Raw genomic sequence first — 24,319 nt, 5'->3', positions numbered from 1 at the left:
AATACTAAAATAACTACAGATGAAAAAAAAAAAAACTGTTTTAGCACAGTTTTTAAAAAAACCTATTTATTTACCTAAATAATAATGGTATAGTAACGAATTAGTAGGAATGTTTTACGTCAGATGTCTGATCTCTCTAGGTGGTGGTATGTATGACGATTAAAACAGATAGTCGGCATTTGTATCTCCAAGTAATCGATCGTTTGAAAGAAGATATTGAAAAAGGAGTTTTTAAAGAAAAAGAAAAACTCCCATCTGAATTCGAATTATCCAAAAAACTTGGAGTCAGTCGTGCCACTCTACGTGAGGCACTTAGACTGTTGGAAGAAGAAAACATCATTGTTCGCCGACATGGAGTGGGAACATTTGTGAATCCAAAACCTGTGTTTACATCAGGAATTGAACATTTATCAAGTATCTCCTCTATGATCCTAAATGCTGGAATGGAACCCGGAACAAACTATTTAAGTTCATTCGGGTTGCCAGCTTCTGAGGATGATGTAAAACGCTTTCATTGCGAAGAAGATGAAACTATCATATCAATTGAAAGAGTTCGTACTGCGAACGGAGAGCCCGTGGTTTATTGTGTGGACCAAGTACCTTCAAAGTATTTGCCTAATGATTTTTCAAATCGTAAAGATTCTTCAATCTTTTCTGCGATAGAGGAATCTGGTGATATTCATGTCGCGTATGCAATCACATTTATCGATCCGGTTGGTTATCATAACCAAGCATCTCCAATTTTAGAGTGTGAGCCTGAAACAGCTCTCCTCGTCTTAAAACAGCTCCACTACGATGATAACGATCGAGTGGTGTTATATTCAAAAAACTATTTTAGAGCTGATAAATTTAGCTTCCATGTAGTTCGAAAACGTGTGTAAAACTGTATGCATTCCTGCTAACATCAAACACTTTTGGGGGGACTCCAATTGAAAAAACGTAAATTTGGCTTAGCACTTTCAGTAGTATTAGCTGCGGGTACTTTATTAGGTGCTTGTGGATCTAAAGATGACACTTCTAAAGGTGACAAAGAAGACAACTTCTCACTTGCTATGGTTACTGACCTTGGTGGTGTGGATGACAAATCATTCAACCAATCAGCTTGGGAAGGGATCCAAAAATTCGGTAAAGACAATGGTATGAAAAAAGGCGATGGTGGCTATGACTACTTGCAATCTGCGTCTTCTTCTGAGTACAACACGAACTTAACGAATATGAATCGTCGTAACTTTGATCTTATCTTCGGTGTTGGTTACTTAATGGCTGATGCTGTAAAAGAAGTTGCTGACCAAAAACCTGATACAAACTTCTCAATTATTGATGCTACAGTTGATGCTCCAAACGTAGCTTCTATCTTGTTTAAAGAGCAAGAAGGTGCTTTCCTTGCAGGTGTAGCTGCAGCTAGTGCTACAAAATCAAACAAAATCGGTTTTGTAGGTGGTATTGATATTCCTGTAATTAACCGCTTCCATGCTGGATTCGTTGAAGGTGTAAAAGCAGTAAATCCAGATATTAAAGTTGATGTTCAATATACAGGTGCTTTTGATAAAGCAGAACTTGGAAAAACAACTGCTAATCGTATGTTTACTACAGGCGTAGATGTAATTTTCCACGCTGCTGGTGCAACAGGTAATGGTGTATTTACTGAAGCAAAAGAACGTAAAGCTAAAGACCCAAATGCAAATGTATGGGTAATCGGCGTAGATGCTGACCAATATAAAGAAGGTCAAGTTAACGATAAAACTAACGTTACTTTAACTTCTGTTATGAAACGTGTAGATGTTGCGGTACAAGACGTTGCGAAACAAGCTAAAGAAGGTAAATTCCCAGGTGGAGAAACTTTAGTATATGGTTTATCAGACAATGGTATGGCATTAGCAGATTCACACGGTGCTATTTCAGATGAAACTATGAAAAAAATCGATGATTTTGCTAAACAAATCGCTGACGGTACAATTAAAGTTCCAGAAAAAGTAGAAAAAAAGAAATAATTTAATTTAAGTCATCATCATAAAGGCTAGTTAACTATTAGTCTTTATGATGATTTTTATCTGCATAAATTAATAGATAAAAGGTTTTGAATTTTTGAAATTTCAAAATCTTTCCTGTATTAATTTTTTTAACCTATGTTAATTTATTAATAACAACAAATATAATTTACAGTGTCCAAGGGAGTGAACACATTGGAATATGTGATAGAAATGCTGGGTATTCGAAAACAATTCGGATCTTTTGTAGCAAATGATAATATCACCCTTCAGCTGAAAAAAGGCGAAATTCATGCATTGCTTGGAGAAAACGGTGCAGGAAAATCGACTTTAATGAACGTGCTTTTTGGACTTTATCAACCTGAAGCTGGGGAAATTCGTGTAAATGGAAAGAAAGTTAAAATTTCTGATCCGAATGTAGCGAATGATCTAGGTATTGGAATGGTTCATCAACACTTCATGTTAGTTGAAAACTTTACGGTAACAGAAAATATTATTTTAGGTAGTGAACCTACTAAAGGTGGCATTGTTAGTATCAAAGATGCAGCCAAAAAAGTACAGGCTCTATCTGAAAAATATGGATTGAATGTCGATCCATATGCAAAAATCGAGGATATTTCAGTTGGTATGCAACAACGAGTGGAAATTATCAAAACATTGTACCGTGGGGCAGAAAATATCATTTTCGATGAACCAACAGCATCATTAACCCCACAAGAAATATCAGAACTGATTCAAATTATGAAACGTTTAATTGCAGAAGGCAAATCTATAATCTTAATCACTCATAAATTGCAAGAAATTATGGAAGTTTCAGATAGGGTCACTGTTATCCGTAAAGGGCAAGGTATTGGAACTGTAACAACTTCAGAAACATCGCCAGACCAATTAGCCGAGTTAATGGTTGGACGCCAAGTTGAATTTAAAACTAAAAAATCTAAGGCTAATCCAAAAGAAGAAATTTTGAAAATTGAAAACTTAGTAGTAACTGACTACCGAAATATTGAAAAAGTGAAAGGTTTAAATCTTTCGATACGCAGTGGTGAAATTGTCGGTATTGCTGGTATTGATGGTAACGGGCAGACCGAATTAATCGAAGCAATTACTGGGCTTCGTAAAGTGAAATCAGGCATAGTTTCTTTAAACAATCAAAACATTACTAATCTAAAACCGCGTGATATTACTGAATCTGGTGTTGGACATATCCCACAAGATCGTCATAAACACGGTTTAGTATTAGATTTCCCAATCGGACACAATATTGCACTACAAACATACTATCAGTCTCCAATCGCAAAAGCTGGAGTTATAGATTATAGCAAAATCTCTGAACTTGCGCAAAAGATAATGAAAGAATACGATGTTCGTTCAGGTCATGGTGAAGTTACACCAGCTCGAGCGTTATCTGGTGGTAATCAACAAAAAGCTATTATTGGGCGTGAAGTGGATCGAAATCCAGATTTACTAATTGCAGCATTACCAACACGAGGTTTAGATGTCGGTGCAATTGAGTTTATTCACCAACGTTTAATCGAACAACGTGATAAAGGAAAGGCAGTTCTATTAATTTCATTTGAATTAGATGAAGTTATGAATGTCTCTGATAGAATCGCAGTTATATATGACGGCCAAATTATCGATACAGTAAATCCAAATGAAACGACTGAACAAGAGTTAGGTTTATTAATGGCGGGTCAAGATCGAAAATCAAACAACGGACAAGTAAAGGAAGGTGACGAATAACATGTCGAACAAGTTGACTAATATCCTCGTCCCTGTGATCTCAGTAATTTTAGGCTTACTTGTCGGAGCAATTGTGATGCTTGTAAGTGGGTATGATCCTGTACAAGGTTATATTGCTCTTTGGGAAGGTATTTTTGGGGATATGTTTACGATTGGTGGTACTATCCGACAAATCACCCCTTATATATTGGCAGGTTTAGCGGTAGCATTTGCGTTCCGCACGGGTTTATTTAATATCGGTGTTGAAGGTCAATTAATAATGGGTTGGTTAGCAGCTGCTTATGTAGGTTATGCTTTTGAATTGCCAGCTATTATTCACCTTCCGTTAGCTATAATAGCTGCTGCAGTAGCAGGAGCACTTTGGGCATTTATCCCAGGGATATTAAAGGCGAAATTACAAGTGCATGAGGTTATCGTCACAATTATGATGAACTATATTGCGTTACATGTAGCGAACGCAGTGATTCAATCTCTTTCTGATAGTGGAGAAAAAACGCCGATGATTCATGAGTCGGCATCACTACGTTCTACTTTTTTAGATACATTAACAGACTACTCCCGTATGCATTACGGTTTTGTAATCGCTTTAATAATGGTTGTTATTATGTGGTTCATTTTAGAGAAAACGAAACGCGGTTTTGAACTTAAAGCCGTTGGTTTTAACCAAAATGCTTCTGAGTATGCAGGGATGAATGTTAAAAGTAATATCATACTTGCTATGGTTATTTCTGGTTCATTTGCAGGACTTGCAGGTGCAATGGAAGCGCTTGGAACGTTTGGTAATATTACAGTTCAAGCTGGCTTTACTGGTATCGGTTTTGACGGTATCGCAGTCGCTTTACTAGGTGCAAATGCACCATTTGGAGTATTATTAGGTGCAATTTTATTTGGGGCATTGAAATTCGGGTCTTTAAATATGCCGAACGTCGGAATTCCTGTAGAAATCGTTTCAATTATTATTGCATTAGTTATTTTCTTTGTAGCTTCGGGTTATATCATTAGGGTATTCCTTGAACGATTGAGCAAGAAAAAGGAGGCGAAATAACATGAGCTTTTTGGAAGTGTTATATTTCCTAGTGCCTACTGCAATTTTCTATGCAGCGCCTCTTATATTAACTGCTATCGGTGGAGTGTTCTCAGAACGTTCTGGTGTGGTTAATATTGGACTAGAAGGTTTAATGGTTATGGGTGCTTTTGTTGGAATCGTGTTTAACTTAACGTATGTTGATACATTTGGTTCTTGGACACCTTGGATTGCATTATTAGTAGCAGGGCTAGTAGCGGGTATTTTCTCAATACTACATGCAGTAGCTGCCATTTCATTCCGTGCAGATCAAACGGTTTCAGGGGTAGCAATCAATTTACTTGGTCTTGCTATAGCATTATTCTCTGTGAAAATGTTGTATGATAAAGGGCAAACAGATATGATTAAAGTTCGTTTCCCGCGTTTTAATATTCCTTTTTTAGAGGATATTCCATTAATCGGCCCTATGCTTTTTAAGGATGTTTATGGTACTTCAATTCTAGCAATTGCAGTTGCGGTTCTTGCTTGGGTGATTATTTATAAGACACCATTCGGTTTGCGTTTACGTGCTGTTGGGGAGCATCCAACTGCGGCAGATACAATGGGTATAAATGTAACGAAAATGCGTTATATCGCCGTAATCCTTTCAGGTGTATTAGGTGGTATAGGTGGTGCAATTTATTCTCAAACAATCTCTGGTGACTTTGGTCACGGAACAATTAATGGGCAAGGGTTCATGGCTCTTGCGGCAATGATCTTTGGTAAATGGCATCCACTTGGTGCTTTAGGAGCGGCTATTTTCTTCGGATTTGCGCAATCTCTAAGTATAGCAGGAAACTCAATTCCATATATTCAAGACATTCCAGCTGTTTACTTGCATATTTTACCTTATGTGTTAACAATCTTTGCTGTAGCCGGATTTATTGGTAAGGCAAATGCACCTAAAGCAGTTGGTCAACCATATATTAAAGGTAAGCGTTAATTTTTTACTCAAAAGGAAGGACTGGGCATTCGCTCGGTCTTTTTCTTTATGAATAAAGACCCTTTAATATCAAGTCTAAATACTTACTTTGCCTGAAGTTGCTTTTTTATTTAAAAGGCATGTATAGTGAGTGTAATGGTTTGTTATATTAAAGAGATAGGAGGGGTCTACATGTTTCAATCAATTCAAGTAGCAAAAGGTGTCAATATTCATACAAGAACAACTGACCAATTTAAAACTGTCAATTTTTCAGTGAAATTTAAAAGACCTTTAACTGTCGAGGATGCTTCAGAAAGAACAGTATTAACAAACGTACTGCAACATAGCAGTGCAAAATATCCGTCTTCTGCTGCAATGCGTATGTATTTAGATGATTTATACGGTACGGTGTTGTATTTTGATACTACTAAACGTGGCGATGAACATACTGTATTATTAAATGTTGAAACAGTTAATGATCAATATTTAAAAAATGGTAAAGTTTTAGGTAAAGTACTCGATCTTATGCATACGGTATTATTTGAACCGAATTTTGATAACGGTTTATTCCGTGAAAATATTGTTGCTCGTGAAAAAGAAATGGTGATTGAGCGAATTCAATCTGTTTTTGATGATAAATCGCGCTATGCCCAACAGAAATTATTGAGTATTATGCGCCCAAATCACCCTGCATCTATCTCAGCTAACGGCACAATTGAAGAGGTTAAAAAAGTTACGCCAGCGTCACTAGTTAAAACGTACGAAGAGATGTTAGCCGATGATTTAATCGATATCTACGTAGTTGGGGATATCGATGAAAAAACAATAGTTGAAAGCTTAAAAAAAGCATTACCATTTGCTGATCGTACAGTAGACTATGCTACACGTCCAACCGTAGAAAGTAAACCGACTAAATCGTTTGTTAGTGAACAGCAAGATATGAAGCAAGGTAAATTACATATCGGCTATCATACACCTGTCACTTTCACGCACCCCGATTTTCCAAAAATGCAAATTTTTAATGGCATTTTTGGAGGATATCCACATGCAAAATTATTTATGAATGTACGTGAAAAAGAAAGTATGGCTTATTACTGCTCAAGCTCATATTCTGCCCAATATGGCTTAGTATTCGTCATATCAGGAATTGATGCCAACAAAGAGAAAAAGGCGATTTCATTAATCGACGAACAACTTGTTGCGATTCAAAAAGGCGACATTACAGATTTAGAATTAGCTCAAACAAAAGCGATGTTAACAAACCAAATAAAAGAAGCACTTGATTCAGCAAGAGGGCAAATCGAAATATATGATCAATATAAAGAATTGCCAACAGAGTTCTCGGTAGAAAATATGGCCGCGAAATGGCTAGCTGTAACAAAGGAAGATGTAGTTGATATGGCAAAACAAGTAGAAAAAGAAACAGTATATTTCTTAAGGGGTAAGGAGGATGCTGCAGAATGAAAACAATCCAATTCGATCAATTAGAAGAAACACTTTACTACGAGAAGTTAGATAATGGATTAGATGTTTATATTTTGCCTAAAAAAGGCTTCTCTAAAACATTTGTCACTTTTACTACAAAATATGGTTCCATCGATCGCTCATTCATCCCGCTTGGTGAAACTGAAGCTATTACAGTGCCAGACGGTATTGCACATTTTTTAGAGCATAAAATGTTTGAAAAAGAAGATGGCGATGTATTCCAAAAGTTCGGTGAAAAAGGTGCTTCAGCAAATGCTTTCACATCTTTCACACGAACAGCGTATTTATTCTCTGCAACCGATCATTTATATGAGAGTACGAAAACTTTACTTGATTTCGTACAACAACCATACTTCACGGAGCAAACCGTGGAGAAGGAAAAAGGTATTATAGGTCAAGAAATTACGATGTATGATGACCAACCAGACTGGCGTTTATACTTTGGAACGATTGAGAATATGTTCCATGAGCATCCAGTGAAAATTGATATAGCAGGTACTATTGAGTCAATCGATGATATTACAGCGGATCATTTATACACTTGCTATAATACGTTTTATCATCCATCTAATATGCTTCTATTTGTCATCGGTGCTGTTGAACCAGAGAAAATGATGGATTTTATTCGTGCTGATCAAGCAGATAAAACATTTGAGGAACCAACACCAATTCAGCGAATTGAAGTGACTGAACCTACAGATGTTGCGGTAAAAAGTAGCACGTTAGAAATGGATGTTTTAAAACCAAAAGTTATTGTTGGTTTAAAAGCCAAAGAAACAAGCCTTTCGGGCAAAGCTATGCTAAAGCATGAGCTATCTATCCAATTAGCGCTTGATGTTTTATTTGGTCGTTCTTCGGACTTTTATACAAATGTATATGAAAAAGGCATGATTGATGAATCATATTCTTATGACTTCTCATTAGAAAAGGGCTTTGGTTTTGCCTTAATTGGTTCGGATACGAATCAAACAGATGAGTTAGTTGAAGCTATTCAAAATGTACTAGAAAATACACAAGAAAAATGGCCTTTTGGTGATGATGAATTAGAGAGAGTAAAACGTCGTAAAATCGGCTTTTATTTAAGAGCATTAAATTCAATTGAATTTATCGCAAATCAATTCACAAGATATGCTTTTAATGATATGAATTTATTTGACGCAGTTCCTGTCATTGAAGAATTGACGATAGCAGACGTGCAACAAGCTTTCGCTTCACTACAAGGAGAATCACAGCAAACAGTATTTAAGATTTTACCTGTAGGAAATAAAGCGAAAACAAGTAATGATAAAGAAGGTCAAGAGAAATAATGAAAAAGTTTTGCTTAGTACTTGGCGCGTCCGGTGCAATTGGACGTGCCATAAGTGAGCAGCTTGCTAAAGATGGCTGGTCTTTATATTTGCAGTATAATCATGGTGAAGAGGTGGCTGTCGAGCTTGAAAGTAATCTGTCAGCTTTCTATCCAAAGCAAGAATTTATGAAGATTCAAGCTGATTTAACAGATCCTCTTGCTGCAGAAAGGATTACCCATTCTGTATTTTCACTACAATCGATTGTTGTAGCTAGTGGTCAAGCTTTATACAAGCTAGTAGAGGATACCTCAGTTGATGAAATGGATGCACTCTGGAAAGTCCATGTACAAACACCAATTAGATTGATTAGCCTCCTAGCTTCAAAATTACGCCGAAACGAAATAAGTCATATCATTATGATTGGTTCTGTTTGGGGCGAAGCAGGGGCATCAGGAGAAGCTTTGTACGCTACTGTGAAAGGTGCACTTCATGCTTTTGTGAAATCGTACGCACAAGAAGCAGCGGGAAATGGTATTCTCGTTAATGCAGTAGCGCCAGGCTTAATTAATACTAAAATGAATGGGCATTTGACGGATAAAGAAGAGCAAGAACTAATTGATGAAATTCCATTAGCAAGGGCTGGAGAATCAGCTGAAGTTGGTTATTTAGTATCCTTCTTGTTATCAGGGCGTGCCAATTATATTACTGGCCAAATACTTCGAATTAATGGTGGATGGTACATATAAATAACTTTTTTACACATACTAAATGTGAAAAGGAGGGATTCTATATGGATATCATAGAAAACTGGCAGAAGTGGACGAGCTTTTTAGGCCAAAATGTTGCAAAAGCGGAATCTGCGGGAATGTCACAAAAGGTAATTCAAGAAGCCGCAGTTCAAATTGGTGAGTATTTGGCAAATAATGTAGATCCAAAAAATGAACAAGAGAGAGTGCTTTCTGAGCTTTGGTCGGTGGCAACCGATGATGAGAAGCAATCTCTAGCTAATTGTGTTGTAAAATTAGTGCAGAATAGGAAGGTACAATAGGAAAAATGGGGTTATAGCCCCTCTTTTCCTTTTTTTCTTTCCATATGTACAAAAATCGGCTATTATGGAACTTAGAAATGTTTTAAGCGTCGTATAATAGAAGGGATCGTTGTATGTGAGAGAATGGTATTTTGAATATGAAATACAAATCAATCGCCCCGGCTTATTAGGAGATATTGCTTCCTTATTAGGTATGCTTCGTGTGAATATTGTAACAATCAACGGTGTCGATCAAGTTCGAAGAGGGATGCTTTTACGAGCTGAAAAGGACGAACAGATTGAACGATTTGAGAATATCGTTTCGACTATGGAAATGATAAGTGTAACAAAATTCCGCGAGCCAACAACACGTGATCGTCTAGCGATCCGACATGGTCGTTATATACAAAGAGAAGCAGATGAAAAAAAGACGTTTCGCTTTGTACGTGATGAACTAGGTATTTTAGTAGATTTTATGGCAGAACTTTTTAAAAAGGACGGTCATAAACTTATTGGAGTTCGAGGTATGCCTCGTGTCGGAAAGACGGAATCAGTCGTAGCGGCTAGTGTTTGTGCAAATAAGAGATGGTTATTTTTATCATCGACTATGATTAAACAAACTGCACGCAACAAGTTGCTTGGAGACGAATTTAATAGCAATAATATATTCATTCTGGATGGAATTGTCACAAGGAGATCTTCTGATGAAAAACATCAACAACTTGTACGTGAAATGATGAGTATGCCATCTATTAAGGTAGTGGAGCATCCTGATATGTTCGTGCAACATTCTGAATATACAATTGAAGACTTTGATTATATTATCGAATTAAGACATCATCCAGATGAAGAAATTACATACGAAATCATGGAGAAACATAACAGCTTACTTCAAGATTCGAGTGGTTTCGGTGGTTTTGGAGGATTTAATTTTTAACAGGTAGGTGTTACAGTTGACAGAATTAGGAGCTCGTTTAAAAGAAGCGAGATTGTCAAAAGGGTATAGTCTGGATGACTTACAAGAAATTACGAAAATTCAAAAACGCTATCTTTCTGCAATTGAAGAGGGAAATTATAGCATAATGCCTGGAACGTTTTATGTTCGAGCATTTATTAAACAGTATGCAGAAGCGGTTGATTTAAGTGCCGATGAATTACTTGAGACGTATAAATCTGAAGTACCTGCAAACAAAACAGTTGAAAGTACAACGACAGCAACAATTCAACAACCGCAATCGCGTAGAAGCTTGTCTAAAATACCATCAAAAGGTTTTATGGACTTAATGCCGAAACTTGTTGTTGCTTTATTTATCATAATTGCAATCGTAGTAATCTGGGTATTGTTCCAAAATAAAGCCGATAATTCTACACCAGATATTAAAAATGAAGCACCAATAACTGTAGATACAAAAACTCCAACTACAAATAATAAGAATAAAGACAATGAAGTAGCCGGTTCAAAAGACCAAGATAAGAACGATGAAAAAACAACAAAAAAAGAAGAAGAAAAACAAAAACTTTCTAAAGGTACGCTAGTGAACGATAATGAGACAACTAATTATACTTTAACGGGTACAGAAGAGTATAAAATCCGTGTTGAAGTTACTGGCGATACATGGGTTGGTGTACAAGATGAAAATCGTACAGAAATCTCTGATAGAGCAGATGTATACCATGCTAATGATGTAGTTGAAGTTGATGCGAAGGGTAAGCAAAGCGTTCGTATTCGATTAGGTGCAGCTGCAAATGCTAATGTTTTTGTCAATGATGAGAAATTGAAACTTGCGGCTTCTCCAAGCGAGCGAAGTACTCAAAATATCGTCATTAATTTTTCAGAGAAAGAATAGTCATCTAGAGAAAGATGGCTATTTTCTTTGAAAGAAGGGTGAGGAAATCGTGAATATACCAAATAGAATTACAGTTTCAAGAGTTTTGCTAATCCCGGTATTCGTGCTTTTAATGTTAGTGGATTTTGGATGGGGGCAAATGACGGTGCTTGGGGCACAATTGCCTATTGAGCACTTTGTTGGTGCGATGATTTTCATCATAGCTTCTATCACAGATTGGGTAGATGGCTACTACGCACGTAAATATAATTTAGTAACGAATATGGGTAAATTTTTGGACCCATTAGCGGATAAATTGTTAGTTTCTGCTGCATTTATCCTGCTTGTTGAATTAGGAACTGCACCGGCATGGGTTGTTATTATCATTATCAGCCGTGAATTTGCTGTAACTGGCTTACGACTAATTTTAGCTGGTGGTGGAGAGGTAGTTGCTGCAAACCAATTAGGAAAAATCAAGACATGGGCACAAATTGTGGCAATTGCAGCGCTATTGCTAGATAATATTTTCTTTACTATGTTCGGCATTCCTTTTGCTGACATTGCATTATATGTTGCTCTATTCTTTACTGTTTGGTCTGGAGCAGATTATTTCTACTTGAATCGACGTGTATTATTAGATTCAAAATAAAGGTAAAATGAATTATAGTAGGCGAGGATGTAAGTGTGGAGAATTTTCTCCTACATTATATACCTCGCCTTTTGTAACTTTTCGCTTTTGCGAACTATACATAATATGAAATAACGGAAGGGATTGTTAGAGATGAATGCTGAAATCATTGCAGTAGGGTCAGAGCTTTTGCTTGGTCAAATTACGAATACAAATGCGCGTTTTATTTCAGGTCAATTATCTGAATTAGGTATTAATGTGTATTATCACACTGTAGTTGGAGATAATGTAGATCGTTTAATAAAGGCGATTGAAGTAGCTGAGACACGTGCAGATCTCATTATTTTCTCTGGTGGCTTAGGGCCAACAAAAGATGATTTAACAAAGGAAACAATCGCACAACACCTAGGAACTGTACTGGAAATAGATAATTTTGCTATGCAATCGATTGAAGAATTCTTCATGCTTCAAAATCGTATTATGACAGATAATAATCGTAAACAGGCGCTCGTATTAAAAGATTGTGAAGTACTAATAAATCGTCATGGTATGGCGCCTGGCATGTTGTTAGAAAAAAATAACCGTATTTATATGTTGTTACCAGGACCACCGAAAGAGTTGGAGCCTATGTTTCAATTTGAAGCAAAGCCAAAATTAGCGGCAAGAGTAAATGATGGAGCACAGATTATGTCGCACGTACTACGCTTCTACGGCATCGGTGAGGCAGAGTTAGAGGTAAAGGTACAAGACTTACTAGACAACCAAACAAACCCTACTATCGCGCCTCTAGCATCAGATGGAGAAGTAACTCTACGTATTACAGCTAAAGCTTATAGTCTTGATCAAGCTGAACAGTTAATAGCTGGAACAAAAGATGAAATAATTCGCAGAGTTGGGCAGTTTATGTACGGTGTGAATGATGATTCTCTGTCTTCTAAAACGGCTGAAATTCTTATTGAAAACGATCTAACTATCGCTGCAGCAGAAAGTTTAACTGCTGGGCTATTTCAATCTGAGTTAGCAGAAAATCCAGGTATAAGCCAATCGTTAATTGGTGGAGTTGTTACTTATACAGAACAAGCAAAACGTGAGCAACTAGGAATTCCAGCTGACTTATTAGAAAATTATGGAGTTGTAAGCTCCCAATGTGCGGTGGCTATGGCTAGCAAAGTAAAAGAAAAGTTCGGTACAGATATAGGGATTGGTTTAACAGGGGCAGCAGGTCCTGAAGGGCATGATAATCAACCAGCCGGCACTGTGTGGATAGCTGTAGTTATCGGTGATAATGAACCTCGAACGTATCAATTACATTTAACTGGGCAACGCAATACAAATCGTTTACGTGCAGTGAAGCGTACTTTTGCTTTTATTATTCAATTATTGACCGAACAAGGTTATCGTAAAATACAAAATTTGTCCATTCAAAGTGGTTTATAATCAGCTTTTGAGCAATAAATGGTGTTTATATTTCGATTTTGATTAAATTTTTCCGAATAAATGTTCGCTTTTTTCTTGTGTATTTCTCAAAAAAGAAGTATAGTAGATACAGATATAAAAGAGATAATGTTTTCGAAGGAGGAACAAGATTGAGCGATCGTAAAGCAGCATTAGACATGGCCCTTAAACAAATTGAAAAGCAATTTGGTAAAGGTTCAGTTATGAAATTAGGCGAAAAAACAGACATCGAAATTATGACTTCTTCAAGTGGCTCTTTAGCACTTGATACAGTACTTGGAGTAGGTGGATATCCACGAGGTCGCGTTATTGAAATATATGGACCAGAGAGTTCTGGTAAAACAACTGTAGCACTTCATGCGATTGCAGAAGTACAAGCTAACGGTGGCACAGCAGCGTTTATTGATGCGGAACATGCACTTGATCCTGTCTATGCACAAAAACTAGGCGTTAATATTGATGAATTATTACTATCACAGCCAGATACAGGGGAGCAAGCGTTAGAAATCGCTGAAGCTCTTGTACGTAGCGGCGCAATCGATATCATTATCATCGATTCTGTAGCAGCCCTTGTACCAAAAGCCGAAATCGAAGGTGACATGGGTGATTCGCATGTTGGTCTACAAGCACGTTTAATGTCTCAAGCATTACGTAAATTATCAGGGATTATTAACAAGTCAAATACAATTGCTATTTTCATTAACCAAATTCGTGAGAAGATTGGTGTTATGTTCGGTAACCCAGAAACAACACCAGGTGGACGCGCTTTAAAATTCTACAGTTCTGTACGTTTAGAAGTACGTCGCGCAGAAACAATCAAACAAGGTAATGATATGGTAGGTAACAGAACTAAAATTAAAGTCGTTAAAAACAAAGTGGCACCGCCATTCAAAACAGCTGAAGTAGATATTATGTATGGTGAAGGGATTTCTAAAGAAGGCGAAATCATCGATATCGGTGTAGAAAAAGAAATCGTGCAAAAAAGTGGTTCTTGGTATGCTTATGAAGAAGAGCGTTTAGGCCAAGGACGCGAAAATGCAAAACAATTCTTAAAAGAAAACCCTGAAATCAGCAATGAAATTGCACATAAAATCCGCGTAGCTTCTGGGATTGCAACTGATTCATATACAGTTGAAAATGAAGAAGACGAAGCAATGGATGCAGAACTATCATCATTATTAAATGAAGAGTAAGATTTTCTGAGGGTCTTTCAATGTCAATTGAAGGGCCCTTTTGACTATAACTATAACTGTGAATCCTTGACATTGTTTTTTTTCAACTATACAATTAAACTTGTATAATTTCTAAAATTGAAATGAAATAGGCAGTATATTGAGAGCTCATAGAAATACTTAATGTATAGCCGACTAAAAATGAAAACAATACAGCAAGAGGAGGTGTTCGAATGACTGGAAACATCATCTCCGCTTTGCTTGGACTCATCGTCGGTGCCGCTGTTATCTATTACGTCAATAAAAGAGTGAATGATTCAAAAGTGACAGGTGCAAAGAGTTCCGCAGAGATCATCATAGATGAAGGTAAAAGAGAAGCGGAAGCTCTAAAGAAAGAAGCACTTCTAGAAGCAAAAGATGAAACTCACACACTTCGAACTGAAGCAGAAAACGACATCCGTGAACGCCGGTCTGAGCTTCAGAAACAAGAAAACCGGTTATTGCAAAGAGAAGAAAATCTTGATCGCAAGGATGAAGCTCTGAATAAGAGGGAAGCAGGTTTAGAGCGCAAAGAAGACGCTCTTAACGACAGACAACAGCATATTGAACAGATGGAAAGCAAAGTGGAAGATCTCGTAGCTAAACAGCAATCTGAAATCGAACGTATCTCAGCATTAACTCGTGAAGAAGCAAAAGTCATTATTCTAAAACAAGTAGAAAACGAGTTATCAACTGATATAGCAGTTATGACGAAAGAATCTGAAATGCGAGCGAAAGAAGAATCTGACAAAAAAGCACGAGAAATTTTATCACTAGCCCTTCAGCGCTTTGCAGCTGATCACGTTGCAGAAACGACTGTCTCCGTCGTCACTTTACCAAATGACGAGATGAAAGGTCGTATTATTGGACGTGAAGGCCGAAACATTCGAACACTTGAAACGCTAACAGGTATCGATTTAATTATTGATGACACACCTGAAGCCGTTATTTTATCAGGATTCGATCCAATCCGTAGAGAAACAGCACGTCTAGCACTTGAAAAATTAGTACAAGACGGCCGTATTCATCCAGCTCGTATAGAAGAGATGGTTGAGAAATCTCGCCGTGAAGTGGACGAGCAAATTCGTGAAACAGGTGAACAAACAACATTCGAAGTGGGTATCCACAATTTACATCCGGATTTAATGAAAATTTTAGGCCGTATGAAATATCGTACAAGCTATGGTCAAAACGTCCTGAAACACTCTGTAGAGGTAGCTCACTTAGCGGGCTTACTAGCAGCTGAATTAGGCGAAGATGTACTTTTAGCAAAACGTGCAGGGTTACTGCATGATATTGGTAAAGCAATTGATCATGAAGTAGAAGGAAGTCACGTAGAAATAGGCGTAGAATTGGCCACAAAATACAAAGAGCATCCTGTTGTTATTAATAGTATTGCTTCTCACCATGGTGATACTGAACCAACTTCAGTAATTGCTGTATTAGTGGCTGCTGCTGATGCTTTATCTGCAGCGCGCCCAGGTGCACGAAGTGAAACACTTGAAAACTATATTCGTCGACTAGAAAAACTAGAAGAAATCTCTGAATCATATGAAGGCGTTGAGAAATCATTCGCTATTCAAGCAGGTCGTGAAATACGTATAATCGTACGTCCTGATCAAATTGATGATTTAGCTTCACATCGTTTAGCACGTGATATTCGCAAACGTATTGAGGATGAACTGGATTATCCAGGGCATATTAAAGTGACAGTTATTCGTGAAACACGCGCAGTCGAATATGCGAAATAGTTAATTTCAGAATAAGAAATAAGTTTATGCCAAATGTAAAGTAAGAAAACTGAATTGAAAAATTCAAATATTTTATAAAGAAGGCTTCTTAGAACCTCGGTCGAGAAGCCTTTTTTGTTGGAAAAGAGTGAATCAATAATGAAAGTACTATTTATCGGAGACATTGTCGGCTCAATTGGCCGTACAGCTGTTGAAACATATTTACCAAGATTAAAGAGAAAATATGCACCAGATGTTGTCATTGCGAACGGGGAGAACGCCGCTGCTGGACGTGGGATTACAAGAGCCATTTATCAAGAGTTATTAATGACGGGCGTAGATGTCATTACAATGGGTAACCACACATGGGATCAAAAAGAAATTTTCGATTTCATTGATGATGCAGAATTTTTAATCAGACCTGCAAACTTCTCAGACGAAGCGCCCGGCAAAGGGATGACGACTATTTCAAAAAATGGTCATACTTTATCTGTAATCAATTTACATGGACGTACTTTCTTACCACCACATGGCGATCCATTTGCTAAAGCAGACGAATTAATAGAAGAAGCAAAAAAAGTTTCTCCACTTATTTTCGTAGATTTCCATGCTGAAACGACGAGTGAAAAAATTGCAATGGGTTGGTATTTAGATGGCCGAGTATCAACTCTTGTAGGGACGCATACACATGTACAAACAGCGGATGCACGCATTTACCCTGGTGGTACAGCGTATATTACTGACGTTGGAATGACTGGACCTTATGATGAAGTTCTTGGAATGAATAAAGAAAGTGTAATCTACCGATTTAAAACAAATATGCCAACACGTTTTGAAGTACCAAAACAAGGCCGAGAAGTACTAAGTGGCTTCTTTGTTGATCTTGATGATAAAACGGGCTTAGCGAAATCATTTGAGCGCATATATATTAATGCAGATTATCCTTTCAAAGCATAATTGTAAGTCTATTCCCAAAACTCGCTGCATACAATAATCCATGGACAAGAGAGATGTCCCACATTTTTTCAAATTAAGGGAGGAATTGTTGTGGATTCATTGAAAGTATCTTCTCGCTCAAACCCGAACTCAGTAGCTGGCGCATTAGTAGCAGTCATTAGAGAGCAAGGCTATGCAGAGATGCAAGCAGTTGGAGCAGGTGCACTAAATCAAGCTGTTAAAGCAGTTGCAATTGCAAGAGGATTTGTTGCACCAAGTGGAACGGACTTGACTTGTTCGCCTGCATTTACGGATATTTTAATTGCAGGTGAAGATCGAACGGCTATGAAGCTTTTAGTAGAAAAGCGTACGAGATAAATAAAAAACTAAAATACCGGGAAACCGGTATTTTTTTATGGGGAAAATAATGAGCGTTTGTATTTTGCTTATTTGAAATGGAATTTTAAGGTGACCACTAATACATGTTGTGAAATGAAGTGAGCACACCAAGCTTTTTTACTATACATAAAAAAATATGTTAACATAGTGAGTATTGTCAGTGATTATTATTACAACTTATTGAACGAGCTTTTCCGTCAAAGGTCTGAATTTCAAAGAAATCGCTTATAAACAATAGTTTACATCGGGTCTTCGTGATAAACTGATGAAGGATAAAAAGCTAAAAACCTGTAATTAAGGAGATGTTATAAATGTTACATCAGCTTTCATGGAAAGTCGGTGGGCAACAAGGGGAAGGTATTGAGAGTACGGGGGAAATTTTCTCTACGGCTATGAACCGTCTTGGATACCATTTATATGGATACCGTCACTTCTCTTCCCGTATTAAAGGTGGCCATACGAACAATAAAATTAACGTACGCACATCTGTCGTACACACGATTCCAGATGATTTAGATATATTGGTTGCATTTGACCAAGAAACAATCGATGTCAATTATAAAGAATTAACATCAGAAGGTGTTATTTTAGCAGACGCTAAATTTAAACCAGTAAAACCAGAAGATTGTCCTGCAACACTTTATATTGTACCATTCACTGAAGTAGCCGCTGAATTAGGGACTACTTTAATGAAAAACATGGTGGCGATCGGTGCAACTGCTGCATTATTAAATCTAGAAGATGAAGTTTTCCAAAGTGTCGTTGATGAAATCTTCGGTCGTAAAGGTGAAACAGTTGTCCAAAAAAATATGACAGCCATCGCACAAGGACACGAACTAATGAACGGTATGCTTGGTGATAATATTGGTAAATTCGAATTAGAACCAGCTGATGGTAAACACCGTCTATTTATGATCGGTAATGAAGCTATTGCACTAGGTGCATTAGCTGCAGGCTCTCGTATTATGGCAGCATATCCGATCACTCCAGCTTCAGAAATAATGGAATATTTAATCAAAAAATTGCCTAAATTCGGTGGTACTGTTATCCAAACAGAAGATGAGATCGCGGCTGCAACAATGGCAATCGGCGCAAATTATGGTGGCGTTCGTTCATTTACAGCATCTGCAGGTCCAGGCTTATCATTAATGATGGAAGCAATTGGCCTTTCTGGTATGACAGAACAACCACTTGTTATAGTAGATACACAACGAGGTGGCCCATCAACAGGCCTACCAACAAAACAAGAACAATCTGATTTAATGGCAATGCTATACGGAACACATGGTGAAATTCCGAAAGTTGTTATCGCACCAAGTACTGGTGAAGAGGCATTCTACGATACAATTCAAGCGTTTAACATTGCGGAAGAATTACAAATACCGGTTATATTATTATCTGATCTTCAATTATCACTTGGTAAACAAACTGTTGAACCATTTGATTACTCTAAAATCGAAATTCGTCGAGGTAAGCTAGAACTTGGTGAATTACCTGAAGCAGAGGATAAAGCATATTTTAAACGCTATGAAGTAACAGAAGATGGCGTGTCAACTCGTGTCGTGCCTGGTCAAAAACACGGTATTCACCACGTTACAGGTGTTGAACATGATGAGACAGGTAAACCATCTGAAGCAGCAGGCAACCGTAAAGCGCAAATGGATAAACGTTTCCGTAAATTAAATCACGTAAACTTTAATATGCCTGTATTTAAAAACACACCACACGAGGAAGCGGATGTACTATTAGTTGGCTTTAACTCGACTAAAGGTGCAATAGAAGAAATTCAACCGATGTTAAACGAAGAAGGCATCAAAACAAACCACGCACATATTCGACTAATTCACCCATTCCCAGCAGAGGAAATGAAAGAATTGATCGACAATGCGAAAAAAGTAATTGTCGTTGAGAATAATGCCACTGGTCAATTAGCTAATGTAATGAAAATGAATATTGGCGCACACGATAAAATTATTAGCTTAGTGAAATATGATGGCACACCATTCTTGCCAAAAGAATTGTTAGGCCGCGTGAAGGAGTTGCTAACAGATGGTAACATTTAAGGACTTTCGAAATAATGTTAAACCTAACTGGTGTCCTGGATGTGGTGACTTTTCAGTGCAAGCTGCAATCCAACGTGCTGCAGCAAACCTAGAAATCCAACCGCATGAACTAGCAGTTGTTTCAGGAATTGGCTGTTCAGGTCGTATCTCAGGATACATTAATTCATATGGTTTACACGGTATTCACGGACGTGCATTACCAATTGCACAAGGGTTGAAAATGGCTAACCGTGATTTAAAAGTAATCGCTTCTGGCGGTGACGGTGACGGTTTCGCAATCGGTATGGGTCATACAATTCACTCAATCCGTCGTAACGTTGATATCACGTACATCGTCATGGATAATCAAATCTATGGTTTAACTAAAGGACAAACATCACCACGCTCAGCTGCTGGTTTTGTCACAAAATCAACACCAGGTGGCGCAATCGAACCGTCATTAAAACCATTAGAAGTAGCATTATCTGCTGGCGCAACATTCGTAGCACAAAGTTTTTCGACAGATTTAAAAGAGCTAACTGCGATCATTGAAGCAGGTATGAATCACAACGGCTTCGCATTTATTAATGTATTCAGCCCTTGTGTAACGTACAATAAAATCAACACTTATGACTGGTTCAAAGAAAACATTACAAAACTATCGAGCATTGAAGGCTACGATTCAACAAACCGTGCCCAAGCTATGGCGACTGTAATGGAGCATGAAGGTCTAGTAACAGGTATCATTTATCAAGACGAGGAAACACCTTCGTATCAAAACTTAGTAAATGGATATAGTGAAGAACCCCTTAACCAGCAGGATATGATGATTGAAGAAAAAGATCTTCAAGAGCTAATGAAGGAATTTATGTAATAAATAATGTAGAGACTAATTCTCGAGTCGTTTAACTGACTAGAGAATTAGTTTTTTTATTGTTGAAAAAGAGAGTGAGTAGCGCCAAAGAGGTTGTGAGTAGCGCTAAAGAGCGAGTGAGTAACGCTAAAGAGATAGTAAGTAGCGCTAAAGAGGTTGTGAGTAGCGCCAAAGAGATAGTGAGTAGCGCCAAAGAGGTTGTAAGTAGCGCTAAAGAGAGAGTGAGTAACGCCAATGAAGGCATGAGTAGCGCTATAGAGCACAAACAGCACCAAAGTAAGTCCAAGTAGACTCCACATAGCACACGGCCTCGCCCCACAAAACAAGCTATATGTCGAAACACCGACAATTAACGTTCTTTTCTTGTAGGAACCATACTCCATTAAGTATAATAAGAAAATGGGTATTCGAGTGTGCGAATACGAGCGGAAGGAGTTTACTGATGAACGAAGAACAACGACTTGCTAGTCAACAAGTGAAACATCCAGATCCATCGGACAAAAAATCCGAGAAGGACTATAGTAAATATTTTCAATCTGTATATACAGCGCCATCTCTAAAAGATGCAAAGAAACGTGGTAAGGAAGAAGTTCAATACCATAAAGACTTCGCGATTGACGAAAAATACATGGGTATGGGACAAGGTCGTAAATTCTACATTCGTACGTACGGTTGCCAAATGAATGAACACGATACAGAAGTAATGGCTGGTATTTTCCTACAACTTGGTTATGAAGCAACAAATAACGTTGATGATGCGAATGTCATCTTAATGAATACTTGTGCCATTCGCGAAAATGCTGAGAACAAAGTGTTTGGTGAACTTGGTCACTTTAAACCGTTAAAGCAAAAAAATCCTGATTTATTAATTGGTGTATGTGGCTGTATGTCGCAAGAAGAGGCAGTAGTTAAGAAAATCTTGAAAACATATGACCAAGTTGATATGATTTTTGGGACGCATAATATTCATCGTTTACCAGACATTTTAAACGAAGCTTATATGTCGAAAGAAATGGTTATCGAAGTGTGGTCTAAAGAAGGGGACGTTATTGAAAACCTTCCGAAAGTTCGCAAAGGGAATACAAAGGCTTGGGTTAATATCATGTACGGCTGTGATAAATTCTGTACATATTGTATCGTACCTTATACACGCGGAAAAGAACGTAGTCGACGACCAGATGATATTATTCAAGAAGTACGCCAACTAGCTGCACAAGGCTATAAAGAAGTGACATTACTTGGTCAAAACGTAAACGCTTACGGAAAAGACTTTGAGGATCTAAAGTATGGTCTTGGCGATTTAATGAATGAATTACGTACAATTGATATTCCTCGTATTCGTTTTACCACAAGTCACCCACGTGATTTTGATGATTATTTAATCGAAGTATTAGCGAAAAAAGGAAACTTAGTTGAGCACATTCATTTACCAGTGCAATCAGGTTCAAGTGATATGTTGAAGATTATGGCTCGTAAATATACGCGCGAAAGCTATCTAGAACTTGTGCGAAAAATTAGAAAAGCAATTCCAGATGTGGCGTTAACAACTGATATTATCGTTGGATTTCCAAATGAAACAGACGAGCAATTTGAAGAAACGCTATCTTTATATAAAGAAGTTGGCTTCGAAATGGCATTCACCTACATTTATTCACCACGTGAAGGTACGCCTGCAGCGAAAATGCAGGATAATGTACCAATGGAAGTGAAAAAAGAACGTCTACAACGTTTAAATGACGTAGTGAACCAACTATGTGGAGAAGCAATTAAACAATATGACGGTCAAATCGTTGAAGTGTTAGTAGAAGGGGAAAGTAAACGTAACCCGAATGTATTAGCAGGTTATACAAGAAAAAATAAACTCGTAAACTTTGTAGCCCCTAAAGAAGTAATTGGTCAAATTGTTAAAGTACAAGTTACTGAAGCAAAAACTTGGTCATTACAAGGGGATTTTATCGAAGTTGTAACGGACCAAAAGGTGGAATTATAATGGCAGAAATATATACTAAAGATCAAATCATCGCAAAAGCAATGGAAATTGCCCATATGGTAGCTAACACGGAAGAAGTAGATTTCTTCAAACGTGCAGAAGCACAAATTAATGAAAACCAAATGGTACGTGAAAAAATCGCTAGTCTAAAAAGTTTACAAAAACAAGCAGTAAACTTCCAACATTATGGTAAAGAAAAAGCACTTCGTTTAATTGAAGATAAAATTGCGAAAATTGAAGAAGAAATTAATTCTTTACCAATCGTTGAAGAATTTAAACAATCTCAGGGCGATGTAAATGATCTATTGCAATTAGTATCAAACACAATTGCGAATAGTGTGACAGATGAAATTGTTGAATCAACTGGTGGCGACGTATTACGTGGTGAAACAGGGTCAAAAGTACAAAACTCAAAACCAGGTAGCTGTTCTTAATATAATAATCGAAAACCCTTATAAAAAATAACGATTTTTATAAGGGTTTTCTTTATTTTGGAATAGAAGATTCATAGCATAAAACTGAAAGCAATGTTGGAGAAGCAAATTATCTTTCCTCATTTAACTTACTTGGTATGGAATGGTTCTTGTCTAGAACAGGATGATGGGAAGTTTAAGTAAGTGAATTAGGCTTTGTGGCGAATTTTCTACATTAAGTACAGTGAAAATAAACGCGGATGGCCAAAGAAATTAAAGATAATTAGTACGATGGGTCATACGAAGCAGTTGGACTAAGTTTGATAATGCGTACTATGTATCCTATTTCAATGCCTTACCGGTTACTAATGAGCGTTTAATGTAGTCGCTACTGATGAAAAAGGATAAAATCTAATTGATTTTTACCCTGGAATTTATAAACAGAAGGTATTAGATGCGGATATAACATTAATTCCGCGATTATATTACGGTCACCCTATATGTTTAGCATTCAAAGTACCGGAAAAATAACAGACTACTGTGTAGCCAAAGAAAGAACGGCTATTCAGTAGTTTTTTTATTTTTAAAAATTAATCTAATCACCCAATAGGCACATGGCGCATAAGATGAAATTAAGAGAAGCAAAGGAGGAATCGCACTGAAACAGTTGCGTCAAATTGTCACAAAGGCGGTCGTCGCGAAGGGTAAAAAAAGAACAGAAGTATGTGAAAATTTAAGACCACCGAATCAACCATCAAGTATATTAGGGTGCTGGGTAATCAACCATACGCATACAGCGAAAAAACATGGTAATTTTGTAGAAGTATCAGGCAAATTTGATGTCAATGTTTGGTACGCTTATCATAATCATTCAAAAACAGCAGTATATTCTGAGACGGTACTGTATAGAGACCGTATCAAACTACATTATAGAGATAACGAAACAACTGGTAAAGAAGAGGTTCATGTCAAGGTGATTCAACACCCGAACTGTACAGAAGCTATTATTACGCCTTGCGGTGAGCAATTCCAAGTCACAATTGAGCGGGAATTGCTTGCAGAAGTTGTAGGTGAGACAACAATTTGTATCTCAGTACATCCATTAGATTTTGAAGAAGAGTGGGATTTCGAAGATGAAAGCTCATCATCAAGCTCATCATCAAGCTCATCGTCAAGCTCATCGTCAAGTTCATCATCAAGTTCATCATCGAGCTCTTCATCAAGCTCTTCATCATCAGGTCCATCATTTGAATCTTCATCATTTCATTAAACATTTTAAAGCCGGAGGCGACGCCGGC

Annotated in this window: 22 protein-coding genes; all 22 read left to right on the top strand. The window is 37.4% G+C overall.

The genetic code is table 11. The annotated features are described in order from the left end of the window. Positions 1–152: 152 nt before the first annotated feature. The 22 genes from MHH98_RS16440 (at position 153) to cotE (ending at position 24,291) form a co-directional block, all read left to right on the top strand. Positions 153–881, top strand: coding sequence for a GntR family transcriptional regulator (locus MHH98_RS16440; protein WP_038184268.1), 729 nt, complete (start codon positions 153–155; stop codon positions 879–881). Between the two features lie 48 nt (positions 882–929). Further along, entirely contained in the window at positions 930–1,991 is a 1,062-nt protein-coding gene (locus MHH98_RS16435) for a BMP family lipoprotein (protein ID WP_038184271.1), read from the top strand. A 192-nt stretch (positions 1,992–2,183) separates the two neighbouring features. After that, positions 2,184–3,731: an ABC transporter ATP-binding protein gene (locus tag MHH98_RS16430; protein ID WP_038184275.1), complete on the top strand. Its 1,548-nt coding sequence runs from the start codon at positions 2,184–2,186 to the stop codon at positions 3,729–3,731. 1 nt (position 3,732) lies between these two features. After that, positions 3,733–4,776: an ABC transporter permease gene (locus MHH98_RS16425; RefSeq protein WP_038184278.1), complete on the top strand. Its 1,044-nt coding sequence runs from the start codon at positions 3,733–3,735 to the stop codon at positions 4,774–4,776. Between the two features lies 1 nt (position 4,777). After that, a complete protein-coding gene (locus tag MHH98_RS16420; protein ID WP_038184281.1) occupies positions 4,778–5,737 on the top strand; it encodes an ABC transporter permease in 960 nt (319 codons plus the stop codon). 171 nt (positions 5,738–5,908) lie between these two features. Next, on the top strand, positions 5,909–7,180 hold the full coding sequence (gene yfmF / locus MHH98_RS16415) for an EF-P 5-aminopentanol modification-associated protein YfmF (protein WP_340713271.1): 1,272 nt from the start codon (positions 5,909–5,911) through the stop codon (positions 7,178–7,180). Continuing rightward, complete coding sequence (yfmH, locus tag MHH98_RS16410; RefSeq protein ID WP_076033997.1) at positions 7,177–8,508, top strand: EF-P 5-aminopentanol modification-associated protein YfmH; 1,332 nt, start codon at positions 7,177–7,179, stop codon at positions 8,506–8,508. Before yfmF ends, yfmH begins: the two co-directional genes overlap by 4 nt. Continuing rightward, a complete protein-coding gene (gene ymfI / locus MHH98_RS16405; protein WP_076033996.1) occupies positions 8,508–9,236 on the top strand; it encodes an elongation factor P 5-aminopentanone reductase in 729 nt (242 codons plus the stop codon). Before yfmH ends, ymfI begins: the two co-directional genes overlap by 1 nt. 44 nt (positions 9,237–9,280) lie before the next feature. After that, a complete protein-coding gene (locus MHH98_RS16400; protein WP_038184292.1) occupies positions 9,281–9,538 on the top strand; it encodes a DUF3243 domain-containing protein in 258 nt (85 codons plus the stop codon). 115 nt (positions 9,539–9,653) lie between these two features. Next, the gene (locus MHH98_RS16395) at positions 9,654–10,454 is read left to right on the top strand and encodes a DUF3388 domain-containing protein (protein ID WP_038184458.1); all 801 of its coding nucleotides are present in this window, start codon (positions 9,654–9,656) and stop codon (positions 10,452–10,454) included. Positions 10,455–10,461: 7 nt separating this feature from the next. Continuing rightward, the gene (locus tag MHH98_RS16390; RefSeq protein WP_051448685.1) at positions 10,462–11,364 is read left to right on the top strand and encodes a helix-turn-helix domain-containing protein; all 903 of its coding nucleotides are present in this window, start codon (positions 10,462–10,464) and stop codon (positions 11,362–11,364) included. 49 nt (positions 11,365–11,413) lie between these two features. Continuing rightward, on the top strand, positions 11,414–11,992 hold the full coding sequence (gene pgsA, locus MHH98_RS16385) for a CDP-diacylglycerol--glycerol-3-phosphate 3-phosphatidyltransferase (protein ID WP_038184299.1): 579 nt from the start codon (positions 11,414–11,416) through the stop codon (positions 11,990–11,992). A gap of 132 nt (positions 11,993–12,124) precedes the next feature. Continuing rightward, positions 12,125–13,408 (top strand): competence/damage-inducible protein A, encoded by a 1,284-nt coding sequence (locus MHH98_RS16380; protein WP_340713269.1) that lies wholly within the window; start codon positions 12,125–12,127, stop codon positions 13,406–13,408. Positions 13,409–13,557: 149 nt separating this feature from the next. Next, complete coding sequence (gene recA, locus MHH98_RS16375; protein ID WP_038184305.1) at positions 13,558–14,619, top strand: recombinase RecA; 1,062 nt, start codon at positions 13,558–13,560, stop codon at positions 14,617–14,619. A 212-nt stretch (positions 14,620–14,831) separates the two neighbouring features. Further along, on the top strand, positions 14,832–16,388 hold the full coding sequence (gene rny / locus MHH98_RS16370) for a ribonuclease Y (RefSeq protein ID WP_076033994.1): 1,557 nt from the start codon (positions 14,832–14,834) through the stop codon (positions 16,386–16,388). 138 nt (positions 16,389–16,526) lie between these two features. Beyond that, a complete protein-coding gene (locus tag MHH98_RS16365) occupies positions 16,527–17,324 on the top strand; it encodes a TIGR00282 family metallophosphoesterase (protein WP_038184310.1) in 798 nt (265 codons plus the stop codon). Between the two features lie 90 nt (positions 17,325–17,414). Continuing rightward, positions 17,415–17,681, top strand: coding sequence for a stage V sporulation protein S (locus MHH98_RS16360; protein ID WP_038184313.1), 267 nt, complete (start codon positions 17,415–17,417; stop codon positions 17,679–17,681). Positions 17,682–18,013: 332 nt separating this feature from the next. After that, positions 18,014–19,765, top strand: a complete 1,752-nt coding sequence (locus tag MHH98_RS16355; protein WP_038184316.1) for a 2-oxoacid:acceptor oxidoreductase subunit alpha — start codon at positions 18,014–18,016, stop codon at positions 19,763–19,765. Next, entirely contained in the window at positions 19,752–20,618 is an 867-nt protein-coding gene (locus tag MHH98_RS16350; protein WP_038184318.1) for a 2-oxoacid:ferredoxin oxidoreductase subunit beta, read from the top strand. The genes MHH98_RS16355 and MHH98_RS16350 overlap by 14 nt, the downstream gene beginning before the upstream one ends. A 442-nt stretch (positions 20,619–21,060) precedes the next feature. After that, entirely contained in the window at positions 21,061–22,608 is a 1,548-nt protein-coding gene (gene miaB, locus MHH98_RS16345; RefSeq protein ID WP_076033993.1) for a tRNA (N6-isopentenyl adenosine(37)-C2)-methylthiotransferase MiaB, read from the top strand. After that, positions 22,608–23,042 (top strand): RicAFT regulatory complex protein RicA family protein, encoded by a 435-nt coding sequence (locus tag MHH98_RS16340; RefSeq protein ID WP_038184323.1) that lies wholly within the window; start codon positions 22,608–22,610, stop codon positions 23,040–23,042. The genes miaB and MHH98_RS16340 overlap by 1 nt, the downstream gene beginning before the upstream one ends. 637 nt (positions 23,043–23,679) lie before the next feature. Beyond that, the gene (gene cotE, locus MHH98_RS16335) at positions 23,680–24,291 is read left to right on the top strand and encodes an outer spore coat protein CotE (RefSeq protein ID WP_340713554.1); all 612 of its coding nucleotides are present in this window, start codon (positions 23,680–23,682) and stop codon (positions 24,289–24,291) included. The last annotated feature ends 28 nt before the right edge of the window (positions 24,292–24,319 follow it).

It is taken from the genome of Viridibacillus sp. FSL H8-0110, assembly GCF_038003565.1.
Taxonomy (GTDB): domain Bacteria; phylum Bacillota; class Bacilli; order Bacillales_A; family Planococcaceae; genus Viridibacillus; species Viridibacillus arenosi.
Note: the sequence above shows the minus strand (reverse complement) of the source record. Positions and strands in the feature narration are given on the sequence as shown.